The organism is Pseudoalteromonas sp. PB2-1, assembly GCF_045040605.1.
In the GTDB taxonomy this organism is placed as follows: Bacteria; Pseudomonadota; Gammaproteobacteria; order Enterobacterales; family Alteromonadaceae; genus Pseudoalteromonas; species Pseudoalteromonas arabiensis.
In genome coordinates this window covers 2,529,481-2,552,970 of the sequence record NZ_CP090667.1, presented here as the reverse complement: position 1 = coordinate 2,552,970, position 23,490 = coordinate 2,529,481, and the positions used below count along the sequence as shown (strand labels likewise).

20 protein-coding genes are annotated in these 23,490 nt (G+C 40.5%); 10 read left to right on the top strand and 10 right to left on the bottom strand.

The window, feature by feature from the left end; translation table 11 throughout:
• The first annotated feature begins 197 nt into the window (after positions 1-197).
• Entirely contained in the window at positions 198-3,200 is a 3,003-nt protein-coding gene (locus L0Z67_RS11945; RefSeq protein WP_193987610.1) for an EAL domain-containing protein, read from the top strand.
• Positions 3,201-3,903: 703 nt separating this feature from the next.
• Here the strand turns inward: L0Z67_RS11945 and L0Z67_RS11940 are convergent.
• The gene (locus tag L0Z67_RS11940; RefSeq protein ID WP_062570038.1) at positions 3,904-4,233 is read right to left on the bottom strand and encodes a translation initiation factor; all 330 of its coding nucleotides are present in this window, start codon (positions 4,231-4,233) and stop codon (positions 3,904-3,906) included.
• Between the two features lie 141 nt (positions 4,234-4,374).
• Here L0Z67_RS11940 and L0Z67_RS11935 point away from each other — a divergent pair, with 141 nt between their 5' ends.
• From L0Z67_RS11935 to L0Z67_RS11920, 4 genes are all read left to right on the top strand, one after another.
• The gene (locus L0Z67_RS11935) at positions 4,375-4,680 is read left to right on the top strand and encodes an STAS domain-containing protein (protein ID WP_062569768.1); all 306 of its coding nucleotides are present in this window, start codon (positions 4,375-4,377) and stop codon (positions 4,678-4,680) included.
• A complete protein-coding gene (locus L0Z67_RS11930) occupies positions 4,680-6,350 on the top strand; it encodes a fused response regulator/phosphatase (protein WP_062569769.1) in 1,671 nt (556 codons plus the stop codon). The genes L0Z67_RS11935 and L0Z67_RS11930 overlap by 1 nt, the downstream gene beginning before the upstream one ends.
• A gap of 46 nt (positions 6,351-6,396) precedes the next feature.
• Positions 6,397-7,056, top strand: a complete 660-nt coding sequence (locus L0Z67_RS11925) for a GAF domain-containing protein (protein ID WP_062569770.1) — start codon at positions 6,397-6,399, stop codon at positions 7,054-7,056.
• Between the two features lie 75 nt (positions 7,057-7,131).
• Complete coding sequence (locus L0Z67_RS11920) at positions 7,132-8,322, top strand: amino acid aminotransferase (protein ID WP_062569771.1); 1,191 nt, start codon at positions 7,132-7,134, stop codon at positions 8,320-8,322.
• A 75-nt stretch (positions 8,323-8,397) separates the two neighbouring features.
• Here L0Z67_RS11920 and L0Z67_RS11915 read toward each other — a convergent pair whose 3' ends face one another.
• The 8 genes from L0Z67_RS11915 to L0Z67_RS11880 form a co-directional block, all read right to left on the bottom strand.
• Positions 8,398-9,147, bottom strand: coding sequence for a DUF3379 family protein (locus L0Z67_RS11915; protein ID WP_062569772.1), 750 nt, complete (start codon positions 9,145-9,147; stop codon positions 8,398-8,400).
• On the bottom strand, positions 9,147-9,662 hold the full coding sequence (locus L0Z67_RS11910) for a sigma-70 family RNA polymerase sigma factor (protein ID WP_062569773.1): 516 nt from the start codon (positions 9,660-9,662) through the stop codon (positions 9,147-9,149). The genes L0Z67_RS11915 and L0Z67_RS11910 overlap by 1 nt, the downstream gene beginning before the upstream one ends.
• Before the next feature lie 103 nt (positions 9,663-9,765).
• A complete protein-coding gene (locus tag L0Z67_RS11905) occupies positions 9,766-11,409 on the bottom strand; it encodes a BatD family protein (protein WP_062569774.1) in 1,644 nt (547 codons plus the stop codon).
• Complete coding sequence (locus L0Z67_RS11900; protein WP_405128057.1) at positions 11,403-13,277, bottom strand: VWA domain-containing protein; 1,875 nt, start codon at positions 13,275-13,277, stop codon at positions 11,403-11,405. Before L0Z67_RS11900 ends, L0Z67_RS11905 begins: the two co-directional genes overlap by 7 nt.
• 1 nt (position 13,278) lies before the next feature.
• Positions 13,279-14,265 carry a VWA domain-containing protein gene (locus tag L0Z67_RS11895; protein WP_062569776.1) on the bottom strand — a complete coding sequence of 329 codons (987 nt, stop codon included), beginning with the start codon at positions 14,263-14,265 and terminating at the stop codon, positions 13,279-13,281.
• The gene (locus L0Z67_RS11890) at positions 14,258-14,698 is read right to left on the bottom strand and encodes a DUF4381 domain-containing protein (RefSeq protein WP_062569777.1); all 441 of its coding nucleotides are present in this window, start codon (positions 14,696-14,698) and stop codon (positions 14,258-14,260) included. Before L0Z67_RS11890 ends, L0Z67_RS11895 begins: the two co-directional genes overlap by 8 nt.
• A gap of 2 nt (positions 14,699-14,700) precedes the next feature.
• On the bottom strand, positions 14,701-15,645 hold the full coding sequence (locus L0Z67_RS11885) for a DUF58 domain-containing protein (protein WP_405128056.1): 945 nt from the start codon (positions 15,643-15,645) through the stop codon (positions 14,701-14,703).
• Between the two features lie 3 nt (positions 15,646-15,648).
• A complete protein-coding gene (locus L0Z67_RS11880; protein ID WP_062569779.1) occupies positions 15,649-16,605 on the bottom strand; it encodes a MoxR family ATPase in 957 nt (318 codons plus the stop codon).
• A gap of 348 nt (positions 16,606-16,953) precedes the next feature.
• Here L0Z67_RS11880 and fadI point away from each other — a divergent pair, with 348 nt between their 5' ends.
• The 4 genes from fadI (at position 16,954) to L0Z67_RS11860 (ending at position 22,218) form a co-directional block, all read left to right on the top strand.
• Positions 16,954-18,264, top strand: coding sequence for an acetyl-CoA C-acyltransferase FadI (gene fadI / locus L0Z67_RS11875; protein WP_062569780.1), 1,311 nt, complete (start codon positions 16,954-16,956; stop codon positions 18,262-18,264).
• Positions 18,264-20,489 carry a fatty acid oxidation complex subunit alpha FadJ gene (fadJ, locus tag L0Z67_RS11870; protein ID WP_062569781.1) on the top strand — a complete coding sequence of 742 codons (2,226 nt, stop codon included), beginning with the start codon at positions 18,264-18,266 and terminating at the stop codon, positions 20,487-20,489. Before fadI ends, fadJ begins: the two co-directional genes overlap by 1 nt.
• Positions 20,490-20,790: 301 nt before the next feature.
• A complete protein-coding gene (gene lepB, locus L0Z67_RS11865) occupies positions 20,791-21,588 on the top strand; it encodes a signal peptidase I (RefSeq protein WP_405128055.1) in 798 nt (265 codons plus the stop codon).
• Between the two features lie 99 nt (positions 21,589-21,687).
• A complete protein-coding gene (locus L0Z67_RS11860; protein WP_062569783.1) occupies positions 21,688-22,218 on the top strand; it encodes a GNAT family N-acetyltransferase in 531 nt (176 codons plus the stop codon).
• A 14-nt stretch (positions 22,219-22,232) separates the two neighbouring features.
• Here L0Z67_RS11860 and L0Z67_RS11855 read toward each other — a convergent pair whose 3' ends face one another.
• Entirely contained in the window at positions 22,233-22,619 is a 387-nt protein-coding gene (locus L0Z67_RS11855) for an MmcQ/YjbR family DNA-binding protein (RefSeq protein WP_062569784.1), read from the bottom strand.
• A gap of 190 nt (positions 22,620-22,809) precedes the next feature.
• On the opposite strand from L0Z67_RS11855, the gene yeiP reads away from it, so the two are divergent.
• Positions 22,810-23,382, top strand: a complete 573-nt coding sequence (gene yeiP / locus L0Z67_RS11850) for an elongation factor P-like protein YeiP (RefSeq protein ID WP_062569785.1) — start codon at positions 22,810-22,812, stop codon at positions 23,380-23,382.
• Positions 23,383-23,490 lie beyond the last annotated feature (108 nt).

Genomic DNA, 23,490 nt, shown 5'->3' with positions numbered 1-23,490 from the left:
GAGCGTTAATTTGTTTCATTCAGTTAATGTAAGAAGTGTGGTTTATAAAGTCAACCGCATATTGTACGTAATTTGCAAATCATCGACTAAGTAAGGAAAATTCATTAATCTTCATAAAAAATTTATAAATCTAAAAATGAATCTGGTATATTTGCCTTTGGAGAACAAATAATAACAATTATTAATAAGGTAGCCTAGTGGTGTATCGACGCCCGCCATCTCGTTTTGGTGTGAATTCGTTAAGTATGAAGTTATCGCTGCTGATTTCTGCAATTTGTTTGATTGCAGGTATATGTGCAGCCGCTTTGATGCTTAAGTCAGAAGAAAAACAGCTTGTTTTTGAAGAACATGAGCTTTTAAAGCATTCGAGTGAACGCTTAAGTCGTCAATTCGACCGTTTAATAAAAACAAAAATCAACATTGCAGAGCAAGCAAATAATGTCGTTAGCAGCCAGCTGTTAAATAGTGAGTCTCATATACTCAGTAAACACAGTGCTGATATTAACTATGCTGTTGATGGTAGTGTTCGCAGCACCTCAGAAGATGGCTTATCCGCTGCCTTTATCCCAGAAGAAAACTATTCAGAATTCTACAAGCAATTGATCAATGACTCAGAGTCGTTATGGAAAATTGTTTCACCCACGCTTATTCAAGATTTTTTTAACTTTTATTTAGTTACAAAAGATAACTTTATTCGTATTGCACCACCTAACTGGGCACTTAATGTGCCTAGCGATTTTGATTTCACAAAAGGTGAAACTTTTAATTACGCTCAGAATGTGCTCAACCCGAGTAGAGAAGCGGTGTGGTCAAAAGTGTATTACGACACTATTTGGCATAAATGGGTGGTGAGTGTACTTGTTCCCGTTTATCGAGATAATGAATTTTTTGGTGTTACAGGCAGTGATATTGCGCTTGAAACCTTATTGGCTCAACTGCCGATAGGAGATCGTGAGCAACACCTATTAGTATTCGATGCAAAAGGGCAGTTACTCGCCCACCCAGATCTAGAAAAGTCAATGCTAGAGCAATATGGTCGAGAAGGTAAAGTGTTACGAACTGAGGATTTTGTTAACCCTGACTTACAAAAACTCATCGCAGAAACAATTCGCCTAAAATTACCTGAGTCAGCTAATTCATTTGTTCAAAATGACGAAACACACATTATTAATATTCGTAAAGTTGAGCATTTAAACTGGTATATCGGAATTTACAAAAAACGTTCTTCCGCATTATCTGCGTTAGAAGAGTTAAAAGTGAAGTTCTTTGGTTTGTTTATTCTATACGCTATTTTAGTTGCGTTATTGTTGCATCAAGCATTGTATCAACTGGTACTTCGCCGTATCCATTCATTAGTAAATGCGGTCGTAAGTTTTGGTAAAGGTCAGCTACAAACTGAGTTTCCAAAGGCTAATAAAGACGAAATTGGCACGCTAAATGGCTCTTTTAGAGACATGGCTATTGAAATTAGAAAGCTGATTGATGGATTAAACCAGCGCATAAGTGAAAAAGAGATAGCAGAGAAAGCTGCAAATAGACTGTCAAAAGCGGTGGCATTCTCTGGAACCGGTGTGGTTATTACCAATCAAAACTTTGAGATTGAATATGTTAACCCCAAGATGGTTGAAATGACTGGATTTGAAGAACGTCATTTTATGGGGTCATCACTTTTAAGTATTATTTCGCAGGAAATGGCCATTTTAGTCGATGATATTGATGTTGATCTTCGAAGTCGTAATTATTGGCGTGGTGACACATTACTGCAAGGAAATGAACGTCAGTCAGTGTGGGTGTCGCTAAGTATTTCGCCTATTCGTGAAGATGCAGGAGAAATCACCAGCTATGTTGCCTCAGCACAAGATATATCGTTTGTAAAAGAGAGTCAGCGAAAAATGGAGCAGCTGGCATATTTTGATACGCTCACCGGCCTTGCTAATCGTACATTTTTTAGAATGCAGTTACGCAAGTCGATGGCACTTGCAGAGCGTGGTCATTATGCGTTTGCCTTATTCTATTTTGACTTAGATGAATTTAAACGTATTAACGATACACTTGGCCATGATGCGGGCGATCAATTATTAGTAGAAGTAGCAAACCGTTTGAAAAAACGTTTGCGCACCGAAGATACCATTGCTCGCCTTGGTGGTGATGAATTCGCGGTCCTATTAAGTGGTATAGAACACCAAACTCATGCTATGGAAGTGGCTAATACGATTCAAAAGACACTGAATGAGCCAATTAAACTCGGCAATAATGAAGTGATCATTAGTGGTAGTATAGGCATCACGATGGCGCCTTTTGACAGCCAAGAGGAAGATCAGCTGTTAAAGCATGCAGACCTTGCAATGTATGAAGCAAAAGCCAAAGGCAGAAACACCTATCACTTTTATAGCCAAGAGCTAAATGCCGCTGCCAATGAACGTTTATTCATCGAAAATGAGCTACGCACAGGCATTCGCGACAAGCAATTTGTTATTTATTATCAGCCACAAGTCGATAGTCGAAATCAACATGTTGTTGGTTACGAAGCGTTGATTAGATGGTTCCACCCAACTGAGGGAATGATCCCTCCAACAAAGTTTATTCCGATTGCTGAAGCAACAGGGCTTATTGTTGAACTAGGGGCGTGGGTATTACAAGAAGCGTGTGAATTTGCTGCACGGCTAGAAAGAAAAAATTTAAAGAATAACATTTCAATAAATCTCTCGGCGCGCCAATTTAAAGACGCTAACCTAGTACTTACCTTAGATAAAATTATCAAACAAACAGGTGTTGAACCCAAACGCTTACATTTAGAGTTAACTGAGAGCATGTTAATGGGGCATGTTGAAGCCGCCATATTACAATTACATCAGTTAAAGGCATTGGGTGTATCAATCTCTATTGATGATTTTGGGACAGGCTACTCCTCACTCAGCTATTTGAAACGCTTCCCTGTTGATATTTTGAAAGTGGATCGCTCGTTTGTAAAAGACATTCCTGATGATTCAAATGACATGGAAATTACAGCGGCGATTATTGCGATGGCCCAAAAGCTTAAACTCAATGTGGTAGCAGAGGGTGTTGAGACGGTTGAACAGATTGAGTTTTTACAAAACAATAACTGTTATATTGTACAAGGTTACTACTACAGCCCACCAGTTAGCGAGGCTGATTTACCTGCGTTGTTTGAGCGTTTAGAACAAACAGATAAAATATAGTAGCTTATATTTTATCTGTTCTTCGGTAAATTTAGTTAGGACTTCATCTGGCTGGCGGCTATCTGTGAAGGGCAGTGTTAAAACTTATCAGGTAAAGCGATTTTGTTATACTCAGTTTTTAGTAACTTTATCTGATATTCAGGAAAATGGGTAAGTTACGCACTGTTAAATTGCTAGATATTCAAGGAAAATTTGAGTTTGATTAATCTTTTAAAATTCATAAGCGTTATTTTACAGTGTTTTTTGTTTTTATCGATTTTTAACCTTTTATCTAGTTACTATTTAGCTTATGTAGAGCTACCTACAAACGATCCCAAATTAATAGCTAGTCACATTTCATCAGGTGTCGTTATTTCTCTGATTCAAGTTGTCCCAGCTCTAATTGGCTTATTGCTTAGTATTTGGCTTTTAGATAAAGCTAATACATCTAAGTCATTTAGAAAGTGTTGCAAATATTTGGCCTTCTTATGGTTACTGTTTTTCCCAATTGGTACATTCTTAGGTGTTAAACAGTTAAAAAGATTTAAGAATACCTAGCAAGGCGTTTTAAAAAGTTGGGCACTGTAATGCTTTCTCTTTAAAATCTTACTAATTTACTCGGGAATGCTTTAATGCTCTTAATGGCACATTTGCGATGCTAGATTTGATTTGAGCCTGACTAATCTCGTTAAAGCCTATTCAGATAAAATAAAAAGGGGCATTTTTAGCCCCCTGCAATTTTCACCTTGAACTTAAGGCCTTCAAGAATCGCTTTGAGCTTTTCTCTATCATCGCCTTGCACCTCAATAATGCCATCTTTCACAGCACCGCCTTGGCCCATCTTACTTTTAATTGTCTTAGCAAGCCTTTTCAGGTCATGCTCTTGGCTATCAATGCCAACCACTAACATGACACCTTTGCCTTTACGGCCTTTTGTTTGACGTTCAATTCGTAAAAAACCATCTTTAAAGATTTTACCTTGGATTGATTTTTCCTCTTTAGGCTGTTCAATACGGCCTGTAGCGGTTGAATATACTAGATTATTATCACTCATTTTAGATCTCACTTTAAATGAAGCTTGTATGCTGTAAATCATAACAAATTTCCCTCTAAGTGTTTTAATTTTTGGCTTATTTCTCCTAAGCAGTTATATTTAGATTAGTCTTCGGAGAGATTTGATTAATAGGAGTTTATTATGAGTTTGACGCGCAGCACCTCTGCTGATGGCGCTATCTTAACCGTACAAATCAAAGGAAAATTTGATTTTAATCTGGTTCAATCTTTTCGTCAGGCTTACGCTGACCTAAATGATAATATCAATAAAGTGGTTATTGATCTGAGAGAAACAGATTATATGGATAGCTCGGCACTTGGTATGCTTCTTAATATGAAGAAAAACCTTACCGGTAAAGTGGATAATATCCAAATTAGTAATTGCCAACCACAGCTAAAGAAAATCCTGCAAATCTCTCGTTTTGATAAAAAGTTTGATATTGATTGATGCTTAATATTCTAGTGGTAGATGATCTTGCTTTAAATCGTCGACTCTTAACCGTTATGTTGGAGCATCAAGGTTATCAAGTTCATACTGCTGAGAACGGCCTTGTTGCGCTGCAAATACTCGAAAAGCACACTATTGATATTGTGCTCCTAGACGTTGTTATGCCTGTTATGGATGGTTTTGAAACCGCAGCTATTATTAAAGAGCGTTTTAGCCAAGTTTACCTACCCATTATTTTTATCACCTCGCTTGAAAATGAAGAAAGCTTTGAGAGGTGCCTTGCTGTAGGTGGAGACGACTTTCTCCATAAGCCATTTCAAGAGGTTATTCTTAACGCTAAAATTAAAGCCCACTGCCGTATAAGAAATTTAAGTCAAAAAGCACGAGAGCAAAACCTACAGTTAGAATATCATCAGAATCAAGTTGAACGTGAGCATGAGATAGTCGAGCATATCTTCAATAACGCGTTAGAAAATCAATATACATTTACGCAGCATTTAGATTTTCATTTATCTCCAGCGGCTATGTTTAATGGCGACATGTTCCTTGTTGCGCAAAGCCCTATTGGTAGTCTGTATTGTATGTTGGGTGATTTTACGGGGCATGGCCTAGCGGCTGCTGTGGGGGCGTTACCTGTTTCTCGGGTGTTTTATACCATGGTTAACAAAGGCATGTCGGTTAGCGACATTGCAGCGGAAATAAATGCCGTATTGAGTAACTTATTACCTGGTCACATGTTTTGTGCGGCTACTATTATTGAGTTAAGTAATTCAGGAAAAAGCTTGTCAGCATGGTTAGGCGGGCTACCTGATACCTATGTAATTGATCAGCAAGGTCAAATATTACGCACATTAGAGTCCCAACACATGGCATTAGGAATTTTAGAAGAAGATGAATTTGAGCGGGGTCTCATCCATATAGAAGTCAACGAAACAATGCGGCTTGTAATGGCAACCGATGGCATAATAGAGACCGTTAACTTACATGATGAGTTTTTTGGTGAGCATCAGTTCATTGAAGCATTAAGTTCAAAAGAAAATATTAATACTCAGGAGCTAATAGAAATTGTAAACCAGTTTTCCCAAGGTCATGAACAGCAAGATGATTTAAGTTTAGTGCTATTAAACTGTTTACCGGCGCCAGAGCCTGAGCAAGAGGTTGAGCCTTTTTCACCTTTACCCTTTAATTTTTCACTGAGTTTAAATTCAAAACAAATAAAAAGTACAGATCCCGTTCTAGAAGTGGTCGATGTAATATCTAAAGTAGCGGGTTTGAATGCGCACCGTGCGAATATCTTTTTAATCCTCTCCGAGGCTTACAATAATGCGCTTGATCACGGCGTATTAGGGCTCGATTCTGAGATAAAAAATCAAGATGACGGCTTTTTAATTTATTACCAAGAACGTGAGCAGGCATTAGAAAAACTGACTGATGCACTTATTATTATTGATATTCGTTATTGCCCAGATACCCTGGCTCTTTATTTCACTATTTGCGACTCTGGCAATGGTTTTGCGAATAAAAGTGACGGCCAGCATAACCTGCAACGAGAGCATGGCCGTGGGTTGTCTTTACTGAGTGAAGTAGCGTCAAATGTAGCTTTTAATGCGTCTGGAAACCAAGTTGAAATTTGTTACCAATTATCCATAAACAGTGCTGGCTCTGATTGAAAGCCCATGTTATGCTCTCTAGCATTATAGATGTTTGGATGGCTAAATGATTTCTACATACTTATCTGTCGCTCAGCTTGATTTATCAGAGACTTTAGTGGCAGAGCAATTATCAAACCTAGAGCAATATCTTGCACAGTCACAGTTACCTGAAGTACGTTGGCAGTACCAAATTCCTGAGCTTGGGGAGGGTGGGGCGTGTAGTTTGTTTGGTTACTTGCAAGATGAACCGTTTAAATTAAACGACTATATTGCTGATGATGCTACAAATACTGAAAAGTTAGCAAGGCTTCAGCAAATCATCGATTATGTTGTCCAACAAACGCAAGTGGATTGGTTTGGTATTTATCAATCAACCGACACTGACGAAGGTGCTCAGCTATTAAAACTCGTTTACCACGGCGCACCAAGTCGCCCATTGTTTCCGCTCACTGAAGATTTTGCAAAAGGCAGTAACAATGTTCAAGTTGCTTTATCTAAAAAAGGTCGTGTGATTAATAATGTTGCAGATTATTTAGCGCAAGGTGGTGAATATTATACGTGCGATCCTAAAGTAAAAGCCGAAACGTGTTTACCAATTTTATCTAGTGAAAATACCTGTTTAGGCATTATTGATGCAGAAGCATTTAGTAATGATTTCTTTGATCAGCAAACCCTTGCTTTACTTGCAGCTTGTTGTATTAAAATTCCTCAACTATTGGTCTAATTTTACTAGTAATCAGGCTCGGTTTTTATGTTAAGCTAGTGGCAACGCTAACCCCCTATATAAAAGAGATAGTCAATGTTCTCAGAATTAAAACCATTACCAACAGATCCTATTCTTGGCCTAATGGCGGCCTTTAAACAAGATACAAACCCAAAGAAAATTGATTTGGGTGTAGGTGTTTATAAGGATGAGCAAGGCAATACGCCAGTTCTTAAAGCGGTTAAAAAAGCGGAAGCGTTTCGTTTAGAAAACGAAACCAGTAAATCGTACATTGGCTTGGCGGGTAACTTAGATTACTGCCAAAAAATGGAAAACTTATTACTGGGTGAGCATCCTGCGTTATTAGCAAACCGTGTTCGCACAGCACAAGCACCAGGTGGTACAGGTGCACTTCGTGTTGCAGCCGAATTTATTAAGCGTTGCAACAAAGATGCAACTGTATGGGTTACAACACCAACGTGGGCAAACCACATCAGCTTATTTGAAGCGGCTGGTTTAACAGTAAAAGAATACCCTTACTACGATTACGAAAATAAAGATCTTTTATTTGATGACATGCTAAGCACGCTTAAGCAAGTGCCTAAAGGTGATGTTGTGTTGTTCCACGCATGTTGTCATAACCCGAGTGGTATGGATTTAAATGCTGAGCAATGGAGCACAGTGGCAGATCTTGCAGTTGAAGTTGGTTTTACACCACTGGTTGATATTGCATACCAAGGTTTTGGTTCAAGCTTAGAAGAAGACGCAGCGGGTCTTCGTAAATTAGCAGCAGCGGTTGATGAGCTGATCATTTGTTCTTCTTGTTCGAAAAACTTTGGTTTATACCGTGAGCGTATCGGCGCATGTTCAATCATTGCTAAAGACGCCGCAACTGCAGATATCTCTAACTCTGTATTGTTAAGTGTTGTACGTAGTATCTATTCAATGCCGCCAGCACACGGTGCTGATATAGTTAGCACTATTTTAGGTAGCGCTGAGCTTACGCAAATGTGGCATGACGAGCTTGATGAAATGCGTAGTCGTATTAATGGCTTACGTACTCTAATCAAAGAAAGCTTAGCAGCGAGAGGCATTGAGCAAGACTTCTCATTTATTGACCGTCAAAATGGTATGTTCTCATTCCTAGGTATTAATAAAGAGCAAATCGAGCGCTTACAAAAAGACTACTCTATCTACATTGTTGGCTCTAGTCGTGTAAACGTTGCTGGTATCAGCGATGCAAACATTGACTACTTTGCAAATGCAGTAGCAGACGTTTGTAAGTAACCAGCTGTATAGTGATAAAAAAACCGCATCATTTTGATATGATGCGGTTTTTTTGTATCTGCTATTTTAACTCACCTAATGAAGCCAGCGTATAGCACTGGTCACCATATTATTGTAACGCTCTAATGGTGCACCTATGCTAGCGATTAAAATTGTATCGGCTTTTTCTCCACGACTTATGTGGCCTGCAAAACGCTCATCGCTAAAGTCATCAGAACCAGAGCCAAAAGGCTGCTCCTCTGAAGGTACAATAAATACGGTCATTGGGCCAAAGTCAGACTCAAATACCAAGTGCAATCCTTTTTGACCTTTAAAATCACAAAACATCAAGTACGTGACTTTGCCTGGAAGCTCATCTAAGTGGCCGCCAATGGTGGCAAATTTTTCATTAACGTACTCTAAGTCAATTGCTTTATGTTTATCTAAAGATCCAATTTCATAGTATAAGTGTGCTAAAGCATGCTCTCCAACACTATATAATGAATGCTGTTTAGTAGTAACAAAAAACACGCTTATAGCAACTAAGAATGATGCTGCAGCCGCTAAATAAAAGCGATTAAATGCAAAGCGTGATTTAGCTTCAACAACATTATCATTTTGTTGCTGTTCAACATGCTCTTCAGATGCATAGGTCTGTTCAATAATGCGCGCAGCTAAATCGTCTGGCACAGGTACATTTAAAGCAGCGTTTAGTTCGTCGTCAAATGCACGAACATCGTCAATAAATGCTTGTTTATCATCGTCCTGCTCGGCAAACGCTTCAAGTTCCTTATCAATAGTGCTTGGCTCGGCGAGGATGCGGCGGCGAAACTCGAGTTCATCCATTATTTTGATGCTCCTCTAAGTTGGTCATCATCACTGCTTAAAGCCTCTTTAAGCTGGTTTCTGGCACGAAATAATCGTGTCATAACGGTATTTTTGTTTAAATCGAGAATCTTAGCGATTTCATCACCAGAACAGCCCATTACTACTTGCAAAAGCAGAGGCTCTCGATATTCGTCTGCTAACTTTCCAATTTGTCGTTGAATCACTGTTTGTTCCATTTCAGCATCAAGGGATGTGCTTTTATCATCCACTAAGGTATCGTTTTCAACGTCAGCGTAATCAAATTGCTTTCTTTCAAAACGTCGCGCATTTTCGCGACGTAATATCGTTAGTAGCCAAGGTTTAGCAGCCTGTTGATCTTGGAGTGAATCCAAGGCACGCCAAGCCCTCAGGAAGGTTTCCTGCACTAAATCTTCAGCAATAGTTTGATCACGGCATAACCAATATGCAAAGCGATAAAGCTCACTGTGGTAGATATGAACGAGCTCTTCATATCGCTTTTGTTTTTCCGTCATAGTTATCTAGACCCGCCCTTAAGGAAAAAACTTTCTGGATTTATTATTTTTTTCAATGCGGCTAATCGCTGCTAGCCGCATGATGTGTATTGTTTAGTTATTATTAATCGTAAAGTTTTTTTAGCCCCTGATCTTTATCAAATGATTGAGCGCTTTTTGTTTGGGCTAAACCATTAATGATGATTGCTAAATCAGGCTGCTCATCACTTGAACTATAGAGTTTTGCACGCAATTTAGCAATTTCTTCGTTTAGTTTAGAGCTTGATCTTGTGCCCATGAGCGTATCAATCGCGTTATGTGTTTGCCCTGTTTCATGTTTGGCGTAACGTGAAAGGGCTAAATAAAATGCTGAATAGTCTTTCGTCTTTGCATATTTCTTTAGTTCAGATAAAGAAACCGAAGACACTTCACTGTTAACTTCATTTTTATTGGAATAGTCGCTAACAGGTCGTTTTCTTAAGAAGAACACGAGTGTTGCAATCCATAAAAGGTATCCGCCTGCCGCAACAATTATAAGCCAAATAGGCTGAGTTACTTCAGTAATAGTACGAACAGCGGGAATTTCACCTGTTAGCTCTTGGCTGGTGTTTGCTGTTGCATTATTGGTATTAGGTGTAAGTGCATTAGTGCTAGGTATCACTGTGATAGTACGTGCAGGGATCGTTGCGTAACTTATTCGATTAATTTTTGTATTAAACCATGGCAGCTTGACTTCTGGTAATGTAAATGTACCTGGTGTCTGGGGTAGCAGCGCATACGAGGCTGTTTGTTGAGAGATAACACGTCCATCTCTAACTAAATGATTTGTCTCTTTTTCATCAGGATAGCTTCTAAAACCTTGTACTTGCGGCATCTCAATATCTGGCAATTGCTCTTTGGTTACACCGAGCGCGGTTAAAGTGATTGTACGTGTGATTGGTGTGCCCACTTCAACAGTATCGTCTTTTGGTTGCCACTGCTCATCTAAGTTTACTAGTTCACTTGGTAACCATGCACCTTGGTAATTTTCTGGAATAGGTTTAATGTCAAGCTCAAGGTCTTCACCCATTGCCGATATTTCCATCTGACGATAGTTCTGCCTAATACGGCCATTAAATACTGGCGCAGTAATTGTGTGTTGACCACTTTTTTGTGGTTGTAGTAAATATTCTCGGGTAATAACGAGATAACGCTTACCATCGATTAATTCATAGCTTTCTGACTGTTTACCAATAGCATTGAGTTGAGCATCATCCATTTGAGGAGTACTTAGGTTTCCATCAAGTAGCTCTTTATTGTTATCTAAGTAAAGTTTAACGGTATATACACCGGCTTCTTGGACATACAAGCTATCTGATTTTACACTCGTTTTTATAAATGCATCATTATTTTGCTCAGCGTTTTGACTGCGCTTAGACACTTCTAACTCAATTGGTTTTGAACTTACACCTGCAACTGTAAAGGCGGGGATAGTGTAAGTACCTTCTTTACGCGTCATTAGTTTTACAGACCAATTAGTTTGTTTACTGATCTCACCATTTACGATATTGGTTCGAGAGCTTACGCTGGTGGGCCCTACAACAAAGTCTTTTAATAGTACAGAGGTATCAGGCTGCTCGCTTTTGACACTATCATCTACGGAGATCGTTAAAATAAAAAACTCGCCAGCAAGTACTGGGTTTTTATCAACACTTGCCTGCAGTTGGCTGGCGGCCCATAGCGGCGCTGCCGCGATTAACAATAAACAACATAATAATCGCATTACCATGATTTTTCGGCTCCTCGTGGACGACGTTGATAGGTTCGTTTTTGTGCTTCTAGCTGCATTTTATTTCTTAATAAGATTGCAGGATCATCGGGGACTTTGCGCAACAGCTGATTCAGTTGTTGTGCTTTCTCTTTTTCTTCATTGGTTAGTTCGGCTGCTTGTGCTTGCATCGCTTGCTGCTCAGCTTGCTGCTTGGCTTGTTCATCACTTTGCATAGGCTCAGGTTGAGCCTCTTTTTGCTCATTAGATTGCTCAGGCTTTTGTTCATCAGATTGTGATGATTGCTCTGATTCAGACTCCATTTCTGGTTGATTTTGCTGATCTTTATTAGACTCGCTCTGTTCACCCTTTTGATCTGACTGCTCACTTTGCTCTGATGGCTGTTGGTCATCTTGTTGCTCAGTTTGTTCAGAGTTTTCGCCTTGCTCTGAATTATCGCCTTGTTGCTTTTGCTGGTTGTCTTGTTGACTATCTTCGTTTTGTTGATCGTTATTTTGCTGCTGATCTTCTTGTTGCTGTTGCTCTTGCTGATTCAACAACTTTTCAACCAGAGCTTGGTTTTCTTTTGCTTCAGTGAAGTTATCTCTAAGCTGTTGTGCTTGCTTGTAAGCATTTATAGCTTGTTCAAGCTCACCCGCTTTTGCAAGGGCATTGCCGTAGTTATATAAGCCCGTAGCAGATTTATCTTCACTAAACGCATCCATTGCAGCTTGGTAATTACCTTGTTGGTAAAGTGCAGCACCTTTTAGTTGAGAGTTCTCAGCTTGGGCGGCTTGTTCAAATTGCTTTTGCTGATAAGCATCGAGTGCGCGTTGATCTTGGTTCTTGAGCACTGCTGGTAGCTCAGCGGCATACACCTGTTGCTGCGGCAATAGCATAACGAACATAAAGCCAAGCACTAGGCTGCTACGACGAATTAAAAAGAGTGCCAGTGGCATTAAGAGCAGGAGTCCATAAATACCCGCATCTACACGCCAGAGTGTTTGACTTTGTTTTTCATCTTTAAGTATTTCAGCATTTGCACTGGGTGCAAAGGTTTGAATATCTTGATTGTTGGTCTGATAAAGTGCAAATTTGCCACCACTATTACGTGCAAGCGCGCTTAAACGACTGATATTCAGCGTTGGAATCACAATCTGCCCCTGCATATGTTTCAAAAAGCCACCTTCAGGTAACTTAATAGGTGCACCCTGTTCAGTGCCAACCCCGTAAACATTTAAGCGATAATGTGACTGATCCGTAAAACGACTAATATCTTCTTGATCTAGGCTATCAATACCGTCGGTGACTAGAATGATATCACCTTCTAAGTAACCCGCTTGACTGAGCAACTCGTTCGCTTTTTCAAGTCCTTCGATTACATTAGAGCCTTTACTAGGCATGATTTCAGGGCTGAGGCTTGGAATGAGATTTGCTAATGTGCTGGCATCGTTTGTTAATGGTGAAATGGTAAAGGCCGAACCTGCATAGGCGACTAATGCTGTATCACCTTCTTTAAATAGCTCAATCATATCAAGGGCTTTAAAACGTGCTTGTACTAAACGACTTGGCGCAATATCTGTACTGAACATAGAATACGACATATCCATAACAATAACGCGGGCGTTTTTTGCTTGAAACACAGGGACTTGTTTCTTCTCAAAGCTTGGTCCTGCACTAAACACGATAGCGAGAATCGTAAATAGAGCAACTAACCAAAGTGGCTGACTTTGTTTTTTATGATTGTCGCTCATAACAAATTGCGCTAAATGTGGGGCAATTAACGCTGCCGGTGTGTTCTTTTTATTACGCACCAATAACACACTAAAAATAATGACCGCAGGTATTAATAACCAAAGTAGGGCAGGGCGAATAAATTCGAAATCCATATTACTTCTCCTGCTTAAGTTGGCGAGTAAAGCTAGTGAATACAGCAAGAACAATTAAACCAAGTGCTGCCAATAGCGGAATATAAAACAATGAAATTTGAGGGCGAAAAGTCTGCTCATCACTACTAACAGGTTCGAGCTTATCGAGTTCTTGATAAATCTGCTGCAAACCAGCCACATCTTTTGCTCTAAAGTATAAGCCACCGGTTTGTTCAGCGATGCGTTTTAGCAAGCTTTCATCAAGGTTGCCACCACTCATACCGCCCATATTAAATAGACTAAAACCACGTGGGTTATCTGAGCCGACACCAATGGTATATACTTTTATGCCTTCCTCGCGAGCTAACAGTAGCGCATCTTCAGGATTGAGGTTACCAGCAGTGTTTTGTCCATCAGTTAAGAGCACGACGATTCGATTGCTTTCATCTTTGTTAGCAAAACGCTTTACAGATAAACCTAAGGCATCACCGATGGCTGTTGCGCGGCCTACAAGGCCAATTTGTGCTTCACCAAGCATTTGGCTTACGGTTTTAACATCACGCGTAAGCGGTGTTTGTAAAAATGCGGTATCACCAAATAAAATCAGACCAAGGCGATCGCCTTGACGTTGTTCAATAAAGTCACCTAATACGGCTTTAACCATGGTTAGTCTGTCGACATATTGGCCTTGATAAGCCATATCTTGCTCAGTCATTGAGCCTGATAAGTCCACTGCCAGCATAATGTCACGGCCTTCATTGGGTAAAGTAATTGGTTCATCAAGCCATGTTGGGTTTGCAACCGCAATCACCAATGCTACCCATACCGCCCATTCAAGCAATGACACTTTGCGACTATGTTGTTGCACGGCTTGGTTGTTAAGCCCAAGCTTAGCAAAGCTTGGAATACGTAGACGTAACTGACCTTGCTGTTTTGAAGGCATGAAGCGACTGACTAACCAAGGCAAAGGTAAAAGCACAAAGAACCAAGGCCAACTAAACTCAAACATTGATAGGCTCCTTGAGTTTAAAAGTGTGAATGGCGTTGCGTAATTTAGCCGCAAGCTCTGCATTATTATTTTGCTGTTGGTAAAGTGGCATGAGCTCATCGTAGCTAAAAGTGTCACCACAAAGCTTAGATAAACTCTCTGACCATTGTGCCAAAGGCTGCGAAGCAAGCTGACTATTATAGTAATGACGTGTTAAGCGCTTAAGAATAATATGCAACGCTTGTGCATCATCTTTAGCCACATTTTGACTCATTTTAATCGCTTGCTTTTTGGCTTTCTTGAATTGCAGGTTTTTATATAGCAGCACTAAACCAACTACTAGTAGTGCAACTAAAAATACAATAATTAGCCACCAAATAGGAGCCAGTGGCCACCATGCGACCTCTGAAGGTGCAATGACATCATGTAAGCCATCGAGCGGATTTGTTTGCATTATTACTTTCTCACTAATTGCAGCTCAAGCGGGATGGCTGCACTGAATGAAATTAAACTAAGTCCAGATTTTTGTAAGCGTTTTAGCCTAACAGCGAATGACTCTTGCGCTGACTTAGCAAAACGTTCCCGAAATTGCTTATCCATTAACGGCAGAGCAAGATCTTGCCCATTAGCAGATACAGTCACTGTTTGCTTAAATGCAGGAAGTTGATGTTCGAATGGGTCGCTAACGTGGCAACCAATTAACTCGCAGTGACGGCTTAGTATTTCAAGTTGTTTAAAGCTAGCTTCGTCTAGTGCGCTAAAATCTGAAACGATATAAACTAAGCTACCGGGTTTAGCTAAATGGTTAAGGCGCTTGAGGTTCTCACTAAATAAACTGGTCGTGCTTTTATCAACATTAGCTAACGCCTGACTATGAATGTCACATAAGTTATGGCAAAGCTTTAATACAGCTTTTTCCCGCGATGTAGGTTTTAGTTCATGATGACTGTGTTGGTTAAACACCAAACCACCAATTCGGTCACCACGCTGACAAGCTGACCATGCAACCAAGGCGCTGATATGTGCTGCTTGCACTGACTTTAACAATAACTTTGAGCCAAACAACATGGAGTTTGAAAAGTCGGTGAACACAAAAACGGGGCGCTCTTTCTCTTCTTGGAACAGTTTTGTGTGAGTTTCGCCTGTGCGAGCGGTGACTCGCCAATCGATTGAGCGAATGTCATCACCAGTTTGGTAATGGCGTACCTCAGCAAACTCCATGCCTCGCCCTTTATGCGGCGCAAGGTATTGCCCAGCTAAGCTGTTTTTGATTTTTACTTTAGGTGCTAGTTCAAGTAAGCGCGCTTTGGCTTTGTAATACATCAACTCTTTGAGTGATAAATTAACACCTTGGCTATGGCTTTCATGCAACCAAGTAGCTATATCTAATTGACCTGACATAACTTATGGTACTGCAACCAGTTCTAAAATACGCGTGATCACATCATCCTTGCTGATGCCGTCTGCTTGGGCTTCATAGCTTAAAATAATACGATGGCGTAATACATTATGCAGTACCGCTTGAATATCGTCAGGGGCAACAAAGTCACGACCTTCAAGCCAAGCATGAGCTCTAGCACATTTGTCAAGGGCAATGGTTGCACGCGGACTGGCACCGTATTCAATCCAGCGACCAAGTTGCTCATCCAGTTCTGAAGCTTCGCGGGTCGCAATGATTAGCTGCACTAAATATTTTTCAAGTGGCTCAGCAAGGTACAAACCCAAAATTGACTTTCGTGCCGCGAAAAGATCACTTTGGCTAATTTGCTGTGTTTCAGCTTGTTTATCAGATATTGCTTCACCACGGGTCAGGCGAAGAATATCAAGCTCGTGTTCTGCCCCTGGGTAATCAATACTTAGATGCAATAAGAAGCGGTCAAGCTGTGCTTCAGGAAGGGGGTAGGTCCCTTCTTGTTCTAGCGGATTTTGGGTTGCCATAACCATAAATAGCTCAGACAGTGGATAAGTGTTTTTACCAACCGTTACTTGGCGCTCAGCCATAGCCTCTAATAAAGCAGATTGTACTTTTGCAGGGGCACGGTTAATTTCGTCAGCCAAAATTAGGTTATGAAATAACGGGCCTTTTTCAAATACAAATTCACTGGTTTGCTGACGGTAAATGTCGGTGCCAGTGACATCCGCAGGGAGTAAGTCAGGAGTAAATTGTACTCGTTGGAAGCTACCTTCTACGCCTTTTGCTAACGCATTCACTGCACGTGTCTTTGCAAGACCAGGAGGACCTTCAACAAGTAAATGGCCATCTGCCAAAATAGCGATTAACAGTGCTTGAGTTAATTGGGGTTGGCCGATAATTTGCGTGTCTAAGTATGATTTTAATTGTGAAAATGCGTTAACTGCCATAATAAAAAGACTGTCCTAAATAGCGTGAGTCAAAATTGTTTTTGTTATGCGCCGATATAAGCCTATTCAGTGCTGATAAATTAGCTAAGCGTTATTATGAGCTAGGCGCTTTTTACAAGTTATAAGGATTCAAAGCTTACAACACAAGTGTTAGACATAAAATCCTAAAATAGTTCGTTATTTTTTAAGGATTTTTAGCCTACCATATAAATACACGTTATTTTTGTAAATAAGCTAAAAAAAGCCTATGGTTGGTAACTAATTTCGTTTCTCTATTGGCATTCGTATTCGGGTTGTTTTAGAATCAGGAAAAACAAACAGGTCAGACCTGTCAGCGGGAGAGCATAAATGTCTGAGCAAAATATACTTAAAACAGCAAAGGGCGATCGTATCGCCATCGTTAGCGGCTTACGAACGCCGTTTGCAAAACAAGCGACTGCATTCCACCATGTGCCAGCACTTGATATGGGTAAACTGGTTGTTAACGAGATGCTTGAGCGTCTTAATTTTGATAAGTCTGAAATCGATCAGCTTGTATTTGGTCAAGTAGTGCAAATGCCAGAAGCGCCTAATATTGCTCGTGAGATTGTGTTAGGCACAGGTATGCCTGTTTCAGTAGATGCATACTCTGTATCACGTGCGTGTGCGACAAGCTTCCAAGCAATTGCTAATGTTGCTGAGTCAATTATGGCAGGTTCAGTGCAAGTGGGTATCGCCGGTGGCGCTGATTCATCATCTGTATTACCAATCGGTGTGAGCAAAAAATTAGCTGGCAGCTTGGTTGATTTAAATAAAGCGCGAACACTTGGCCAGCGTTTGAAGATTTTCTCAAAACTGCGCCTAAAAGATTTACTCCCTGTACCACCTGCAGTAGCTGAGTACTCTACTGGCTTATCTATGGGTCAAACGGCAGAGCAAATGGCGAAAACGCATAGTATTAGCCGTGAAGATCAAGATGCCTTAGCTCATCGTTCTCACACTCTTGCAAGCCAAGCATGGGCTGATGGTAAACTTAAAGATGAAGTAATGACTGCCCATGTTGCACCCTATAAGAGCTTTATTGAGCAAGACAATAACATTCGTCATAACTCAACGGTTGAAGGCTACGCGAAATTAAAACCAGTATTCGACCGTCAGCATGGTTCAGTTACTGCAGCTAACGCAACACCATTAACAGATGGTGCCGCTGCGGTATTAATGATGAGCGAGAGCAAAGCCAAAGCACTGGGTTACAACATTCTAGGTTATGTACGTAGCTTTGCGTTTTCTGCAATCGGTGTTCATGAAGACATGCTAATGGGTCCGGCGCACTCAACGCCAATCGCTTTAGATAGAGCAGGTATTACATTAGCTGATTTAGATTTAATTGAAATGCACGAAGCATTTGCAGCGCAAACACTTGCCAATATGAAGATGTTTGCGTCAGATAAATTTGCACAAGAAAAGCTAGGTCGTAGTAAAGCGATCGGCGAAATTAACATGGACAAGTTCAATGTCTTAGGTGGCTCACTAGCATACGGCCACCCATTTGCCGCAACAGGTGCGCGCCTGATCACGCAAAGCTTGAATGAACTTAATCGTCGCGGTGGCGGCCTAGCACTCACGACTGCGTGTGCAGCGGGTGGCTTAGGTGCAGCCTTTGTATTGGAGAGTGCGTAATGACAGATTCAGTATTTAGTTTATCAGTGGCTGATGACGGCGTAGCCGTTGTAACTATTGATGTGCCGGGTGAGAAAATGAACACCCTGCGTAGCAGTTTTGCAGAAGATTTAAAAACCTTACTTAAAGACGCACAAGCACAAGCGGTCAAAGGCATGGTGTTTATTAGCGGTAAAAGCGATAACTTTATCGCCGGTGCTGATATTAAAATGCTTGATAGCGCAACTAGCCGTGAAGACGCATTAGCGCTGAGCGAAATGTGCCAAGAAGCGTTTTTTGATATGAAAAAACTGCCTTTTCCAACAGTGAGTGCCATTCATGGTGCAGCATTGGGTGGCGGCTTAGAGTTTGCTCTAGCCTGTGATTACCGTGTTTGTTCTGACAGTGATATCACTAAGCTTGGCTTACCTGAAGTACAGTTAGGCTTATTACCAGGTGGTGGCGGTACTCAACGTTTACCTAAATTAGTCGGCCTGCAAAAAGCACTAGAATGGATGCTTACAGGTAAACAAGTGCGTGCTAAGCAAGCGAAGAAAACAGGCTTAGTAAACGACTGTGTGCCGCACAGTGTATTACTTGACGTTGCTAAAGAATTTGCATTAAAAGGTAAGGCTAAGGCTACTAAACCAAAACTTGACCGTTTAAGCCAATTACTTGAGTCGAACCCATTTGGCCGCAATATTATTTTCAAAAAAGCACAAGAAAATGTGCTGAAGAAAACCGGTGGCCATTACCCAGCGCCTTTGGCCATTATTAAAGCAGTTCGTGCAAGTGTTGAGCTTGATCAGTTAAAAGCATATAAAACTGAAGCTGAAGGCTTTGCCACGCTAGTTATGAGCGATGAGTCAAAAGCATTGCGCGGTATTTTCTTTGCAACCACTGAAATGAAAAAAGAATGGCGCAACGATGATGCACCAGCAATTGCTAAAGCGGCAGTATTAGGCGGTGGCTTGATGGGCGCGGGTATCGCTCATGTCAGTGCTGTGAAAGCGGGTGTTCCGGTGCGCATCAAAGATGTAGCTGAAAAGGGCATCAGCAATGCGATGAATTACAGCTATAAAATTTTAGATAAAAAGCAAAAGCGCCGTATTTTATCTAAAGCTGAGCTGCAACAAACCATGAACCGTATTACCGGCACCACCGATTACAGTGGTTTTAAACACATTGATATCGTGATAGAGGCAGTGTTTGAAGACTTAGCTCTTAAGCAAGGCATGGTCGCTGATGTTGAACGTGAATGCCAAGACAACACGATTTTTGCAAGTAATACCTCGTCATTACCGATTGCACAAATCGCTGCGGATGCAGCGCGCCCAGAAAATGTAATTGGTCTGCATTACTTCTCACCTGTTGAGAAAATGCCACTTGTTGAGATTATTCCACATGCCGGTACGTCTGAAGAAACCATAGCCCGTGTTGTTAACTTTGCCCGTAAACAAGGCAAAACGCCGATTGTGGTTAAAGATATGGCTGGTTTCTATGTAAACCGTATCTTAGCGCCTTATGTCAATGAAGCGGCTAATTTACTGCTTGCAGGTGAGCCAATTGAAAAGATTGACCAAGCCTTAGTTGAGTTTGGTTTTCCTGTTGGCCCATTAGCATTACTTGATGAAGTAGGGATTGATATTGGCTCTAAAATTGCTCCCATCCTTGAAAAAGAATTGGGCGAGCGTTTTAAAGCCCCCGATGCCTTTAACCGCTTAATTGATTCTAAGCGTTTAGGCCGTAAAACAGGTCGTGGCTTTTATCTTTATGACAAAAAAGATAAAAAAGTGGATGAGTCAGTATACGAGTTACTGGGAGTTACGCCATCACCTCGCTTAAACAAGAGCGAAATTGCTAAACGCTGTGTGGCACAAATGCTGAACGAAGCGGTACGTTGTTTAGATGATGGCATTATTGCAAGTCCTCGTGACGGTGATATTGGTGCTATTTTTGGTATCGGTTTCCCTCCTTTCTTAGGCGGTCCATTTAGTTATATGGATAAACTTGGCGCAGCACAGGTTACTTCTGAAATGGCCACATTCGCTAATTACAACCCAATTTTTACTCCTTGCGATACATTAAAAGCAATGGCTGAAAAGGGGGGTCGTTTTTACCAAGCAGAAAGTGAAGAGTCGGCAGTTGCCGAAGCTGCACAAGTCGATCCGGTTGAAGTAACCAAGGAAGTGGTTGAAGACGAGCAAGCTTCAGTAGAAGTGGATACAGAAACGACGAAAAGCTAATGCTTTAAATTAATTAGTTAATTTAAAAGCCCTGCTCATTTTGAGCGGGGCTTTTTGCTTTAAAGGAGTATTGCTTTAAAGAAATATAAAAATTTTATGGCATCACTGTGATTTTATATTTAATATAAACAAATAAATTCAATGACTTAATTTAAACAAGGATGTCAGAGTGTCTACTTCATGGAAGCCTAAAGGTTTTATCGCTATTCTTCTGGGCGTGTTATTTCAGCCATTTGTATTTTTGTACGTTAACAAATTCAGGTTGTTTATTACTTACCTTGTTTTAACGGCCTTATGCTACTTGTTTGACATTAAAATCCAAGCGAGTGCGGGAGAGGCCGATTGGTATCAAGGCATTTATCTCACAAGTGTGTTTATAATTATATGTCCACTCCATGCTTTTTGGATAACGAAGCACTATAACGCAGATAAGAAGCGGCCTTGGTTCGCAAGTTGGTGGGCTGTAACTTTAATTTATCTTACCGTCTCTGCTGCTCTTATTTTAATGAGAATTTTTTCATTTGAGCCTTTCACTTTACCAGCTTCATCTATGGCACCTCAGTTAGATAAAGGGAGCCAAGTTTTGGTTAGTAAAATAGGTTTTGGTAATTATCGGTACTTAGGCTATCAAATTTCAAGATCGCCCATGTCAGCTAAAGTGAGTCGAGGTGATGTTGTTGCTTTTCAGTATCCGAAAAACCCTGATTATACTTGGCTGAAACGCGTAATAGGGGTAGCTGGCGATAGAATTGTTTATCGAAATAAAACCGTTTACGTGAAAAAAGCATGTGATGAGAGAGCCGATATTTGCACTGACTTCATCCCTTTAGAGCAATCACTCGTTTCTCAAACTGAAGGTGGACTTAAAGTTCTGCAAGAGGTAAATGATGGTAAACGTTATCAAATTTTACTAAATGAGAATCACCCTGAACAGATAAGTCATTATTTCAACCAAGCTGGCAGCGAAAAGGCGGAATGGATCATCCCTGAAGATCATTACTTTGTTATGGGGGATTCTAGAGATAATAGCTCAGATAGCCGCTTTTGGGGCTTTGTTCCTAAAGATAACGTGATAGGAAAAGTGATTTATACTTGGTAGCTGTAAAGCAGCTTACGCTGCAGTATTGGCCATAAGTGGTATTTAATTAGCTAAGTAGGTTTGTTATAACTAGACTTATTTACTTAGCGATTGATCACCATGATTCTCACCACTGCGCGATTAACTTTACGGTTGTTAAATGCTGATGACTGGCCACTGTTTTACACTTTGCACAATGATGCAGAGGTTATTGAGAAATGCTTTGATAAGCCCTCAGAGGCGCAGCTACGTGCGAAGTTTAACGAACGTTTAAAGCCCTGGCAGCCAGATGCAAACTCGCCATTGTGTTTAGTTATTATTGAAACGACTACAGGTAAAGAGGTGGGGGTGACAGGTTTTACCTCATCAACCGTTCCTGATATTCAAGAAGTTGGCTACTTATTGCTGCCTAATTTTCATGGTCGTGGCTATGCCACCGAGTCTTTAAAGGCGGTGCTTGATTTTGCTCAGGCTGAGTATTCTGTGAAGGAGTTTAAAGCTGTCGTCACTGAAGGCAACATAGGTTCAGAAAAAGTACTCGAGAAGTGTGGCTTTCAGCTAGTTGATAAGCAGTTAGATGCCTATGCTATTGGTGGGGTTTTGTATACCGATCACCATTTTCATTTAAATTGCACTGATCACAGGGTGTGATCAGTGCGGTCGAATTATAGGTGAAGCTCAATCGCTTTTCTGTCTTTTTCAGGCATATTCGCAACCACCAAATCAAACGAGTTATCAATCATTCGTTCAATTTCTCCTTGTGGGATAGTGCCATCTAAAATCACTGTATTCCACAACCGTTTATTCATATGGTAACCAGGAATTACAGAAGGAAAAATATCACGTAATGCTTGAGCTTCGTCCGGATCGCATTTTAAGTTAAGCCACCAAACAGGTTCACCATCTTCATTTGTTTGGCCTTCTTTTCCCTCTGCGAGAGTCGCAAACATTTTATGATTTACTTTATAAACATCGACGTCTTGACCAAATGGCTGAGTGAGCATTACCACTGGCTTTTTCATTAAGTATTCATGTACAGCATGTTGATTCATGATCCAGTCCTTGAAGTCATTTTTCGTTGCTATAAAGATAGCATCTTTTTATTCGGTTTGAGACATTTATTACGATAATTCGCTGAAAAATAGACCAATTACATCAGCAAAAGTAAAACTGCAAATTTTTGTTGAACAATAGTAATTACGTGGTAAATTCCTGTCATTAAAAAACGATAGGAATACACCCATGCCTAAGGCTAGTGAAGTCAAAAAAGGTGCCGCTATTGAGCATAACGGCCAAGTTTTAGTAGTAAAAGATATTCAACGTTCAGTACCGCAAGGTCGTGCTGGTGGTAGTTTATACCGCATGCGTTTATATGATGTTGTTACTGGTGGCAAAGTAGACGAAACATTTAAAGATAGCGATATGCTTAAACTTGCTGATTTAACTCGTCGTGAAGCGATGTTCTCTTACATTGATGGTGAGGAGTATGTTTTCATGGATAATGAAGACTACACGCCTTATAACTTAAACAAAGAAGCAATTAGCGAAGAGATTTTATTTGTTAATGAAGAGACGCAAGGTCTACATGTTATAGTGATCGATGGCTCACCAGTGGGGATTGACTTACCTTCAAGTGTAGAACTTGTTGTTGAAGAAACAGACCCTTCAATTAAGGGCGCTTCAGCAAGTGCTCGCTCAAAACCAGCACGTTTGAGTACAGGTCTTACTATTCAAGTGCCAGAGCATATTTCAACAGGCGATCGTATTCGTATTAATACCGCAGAACAAAAGTTTATGGGTCGCGCTGAAAAGTAGTCCTAACTGGTTATGTTTGATAAAACCGATTGCAGATCGGTTTTATCATTTTATTTACCTATAAAGTAGTATTTTTATTAATCATTTAATATTACTTTGTTTAAAGAT

Coding starts and splice junctions, on each gene's coding strand:
- L0Z67_RS11940 (WP_062570038.1), bottom strand. CDS start 4,233: ATGAGTGATAATAATCTAGTATATTCAACCGCTACAGGCCGTATTGAA.
- L0Z67_RS11935 (WP_062569768.1), top strand. CDS start 4,375: ATGAGTTTGACGCGCAGCACCTCTGCTGATGGCGCTATCTTAACCGTA.
- L0Z67_RS11930 (WP_062569769.1), top strand. CDS start 4,680: ATGCTTAATATTCTAGTGGTAGATGATCTTGCTTTAAATCGTCGACTC.
- L0Z67_RS11925 (WP_062569770.1), top strand. CDS start 6,397: ATGATTTCTACATACTTATCTGTCGCTCAGCTTGATTTATCAGAGACT.
- L0Z67_RS11920 (WP_062569771.1), top strand. CDS start 7,132: ATGTTCTCAGAATTAAAACCATTACCAACAGATCCTATTCTTGGCCTA.
- L0Z67_RS11915 (WP_062569772.1), bottom strand. CDS start 9,147: ATGGATGAACTCGAGTTTCGCCGCCGCATCCTCGCCGAGCCAAGCACT.
- L0Z67_RS11910 (WP_062569773.1), bottom strand. CDS start 9,662: ATGACGGAAAAACAAAAGCGATATGAAGAGCTCGTTCATATCTACCAC.
- L0Z67_RS11905 (WP_062569774.1), bottom strand. CDS start 11,409: ATGGTAATGCGATTATTATGTTGTTTATTGTTAATCGCGGCAGCGCCG.
- L0Z67_RS11900 (WP_405128057.1), bottom strand. CDS start 13,277: ATGGATTTCGAATTTATTCGCCCTGCCCTACTTTGGTTATTAATACCT.
- L0Z67_RS11895 (WP_062569776.1), bottom strand. CDS start 14,265: ATGTTTGAGTTTAGTTGGCCTTGGTTCTTTGTGCTTTTACCTTTGCCT.
- L0Z67_RS11890 (WP_062569777.1), bottom strand. CDS start 14,698: ATGCAAACAAATCCGCTCGATGGCTTACATGATGTCATTGCACCTTCA.
- L0Z67_RS11885 (WP_405128056.1), bottom strand. CDS start 15,645: ATGTCAGGTCAATTAGATATAGCTACTTGGTTGCATGAAAGCCATAGC.
- L0Z67_RS11880 (WP_062569779.1), bottom strand. CDS start 16,605: ATGGCAGTTAACGCATTTTCACAATTAAAATCATACTTAGACACGCAA.
- fadI (WP_062569780.1), top strand. CDS start 16,954: ATGTCTGAGCAAAATATACTTAAAACAGCAAAGGGCGATCGTATCGCC.
- fadJ (WP_062569781.1), top strand. CDS start 18,264: ATGACAGATTCAGTATTTAGTTTATCAGTGGCTGATGACGGCGTAGCC.
- L0Z67_RS11860 (WP_062569783.1), top strand. CDS start 21,688: ATGATTCTCACCACTGCGCGATTAACTTTACGGTTGTTAAATGCTGAT.
- L0Z67_RS11855 (WP_062569784.1), bottom strand. CDS start 22,619: ATGAATCAACATGCTGTACATGAATACTTAATGAAAAAGCCAGTGGTA.
- yeiP (WP_062569785.1), top strand. CDS start 22,810: ATGCCTAAGGCTAGTGAAGTCAAAAAAGGTGCCGCTATTGAGCATAAC.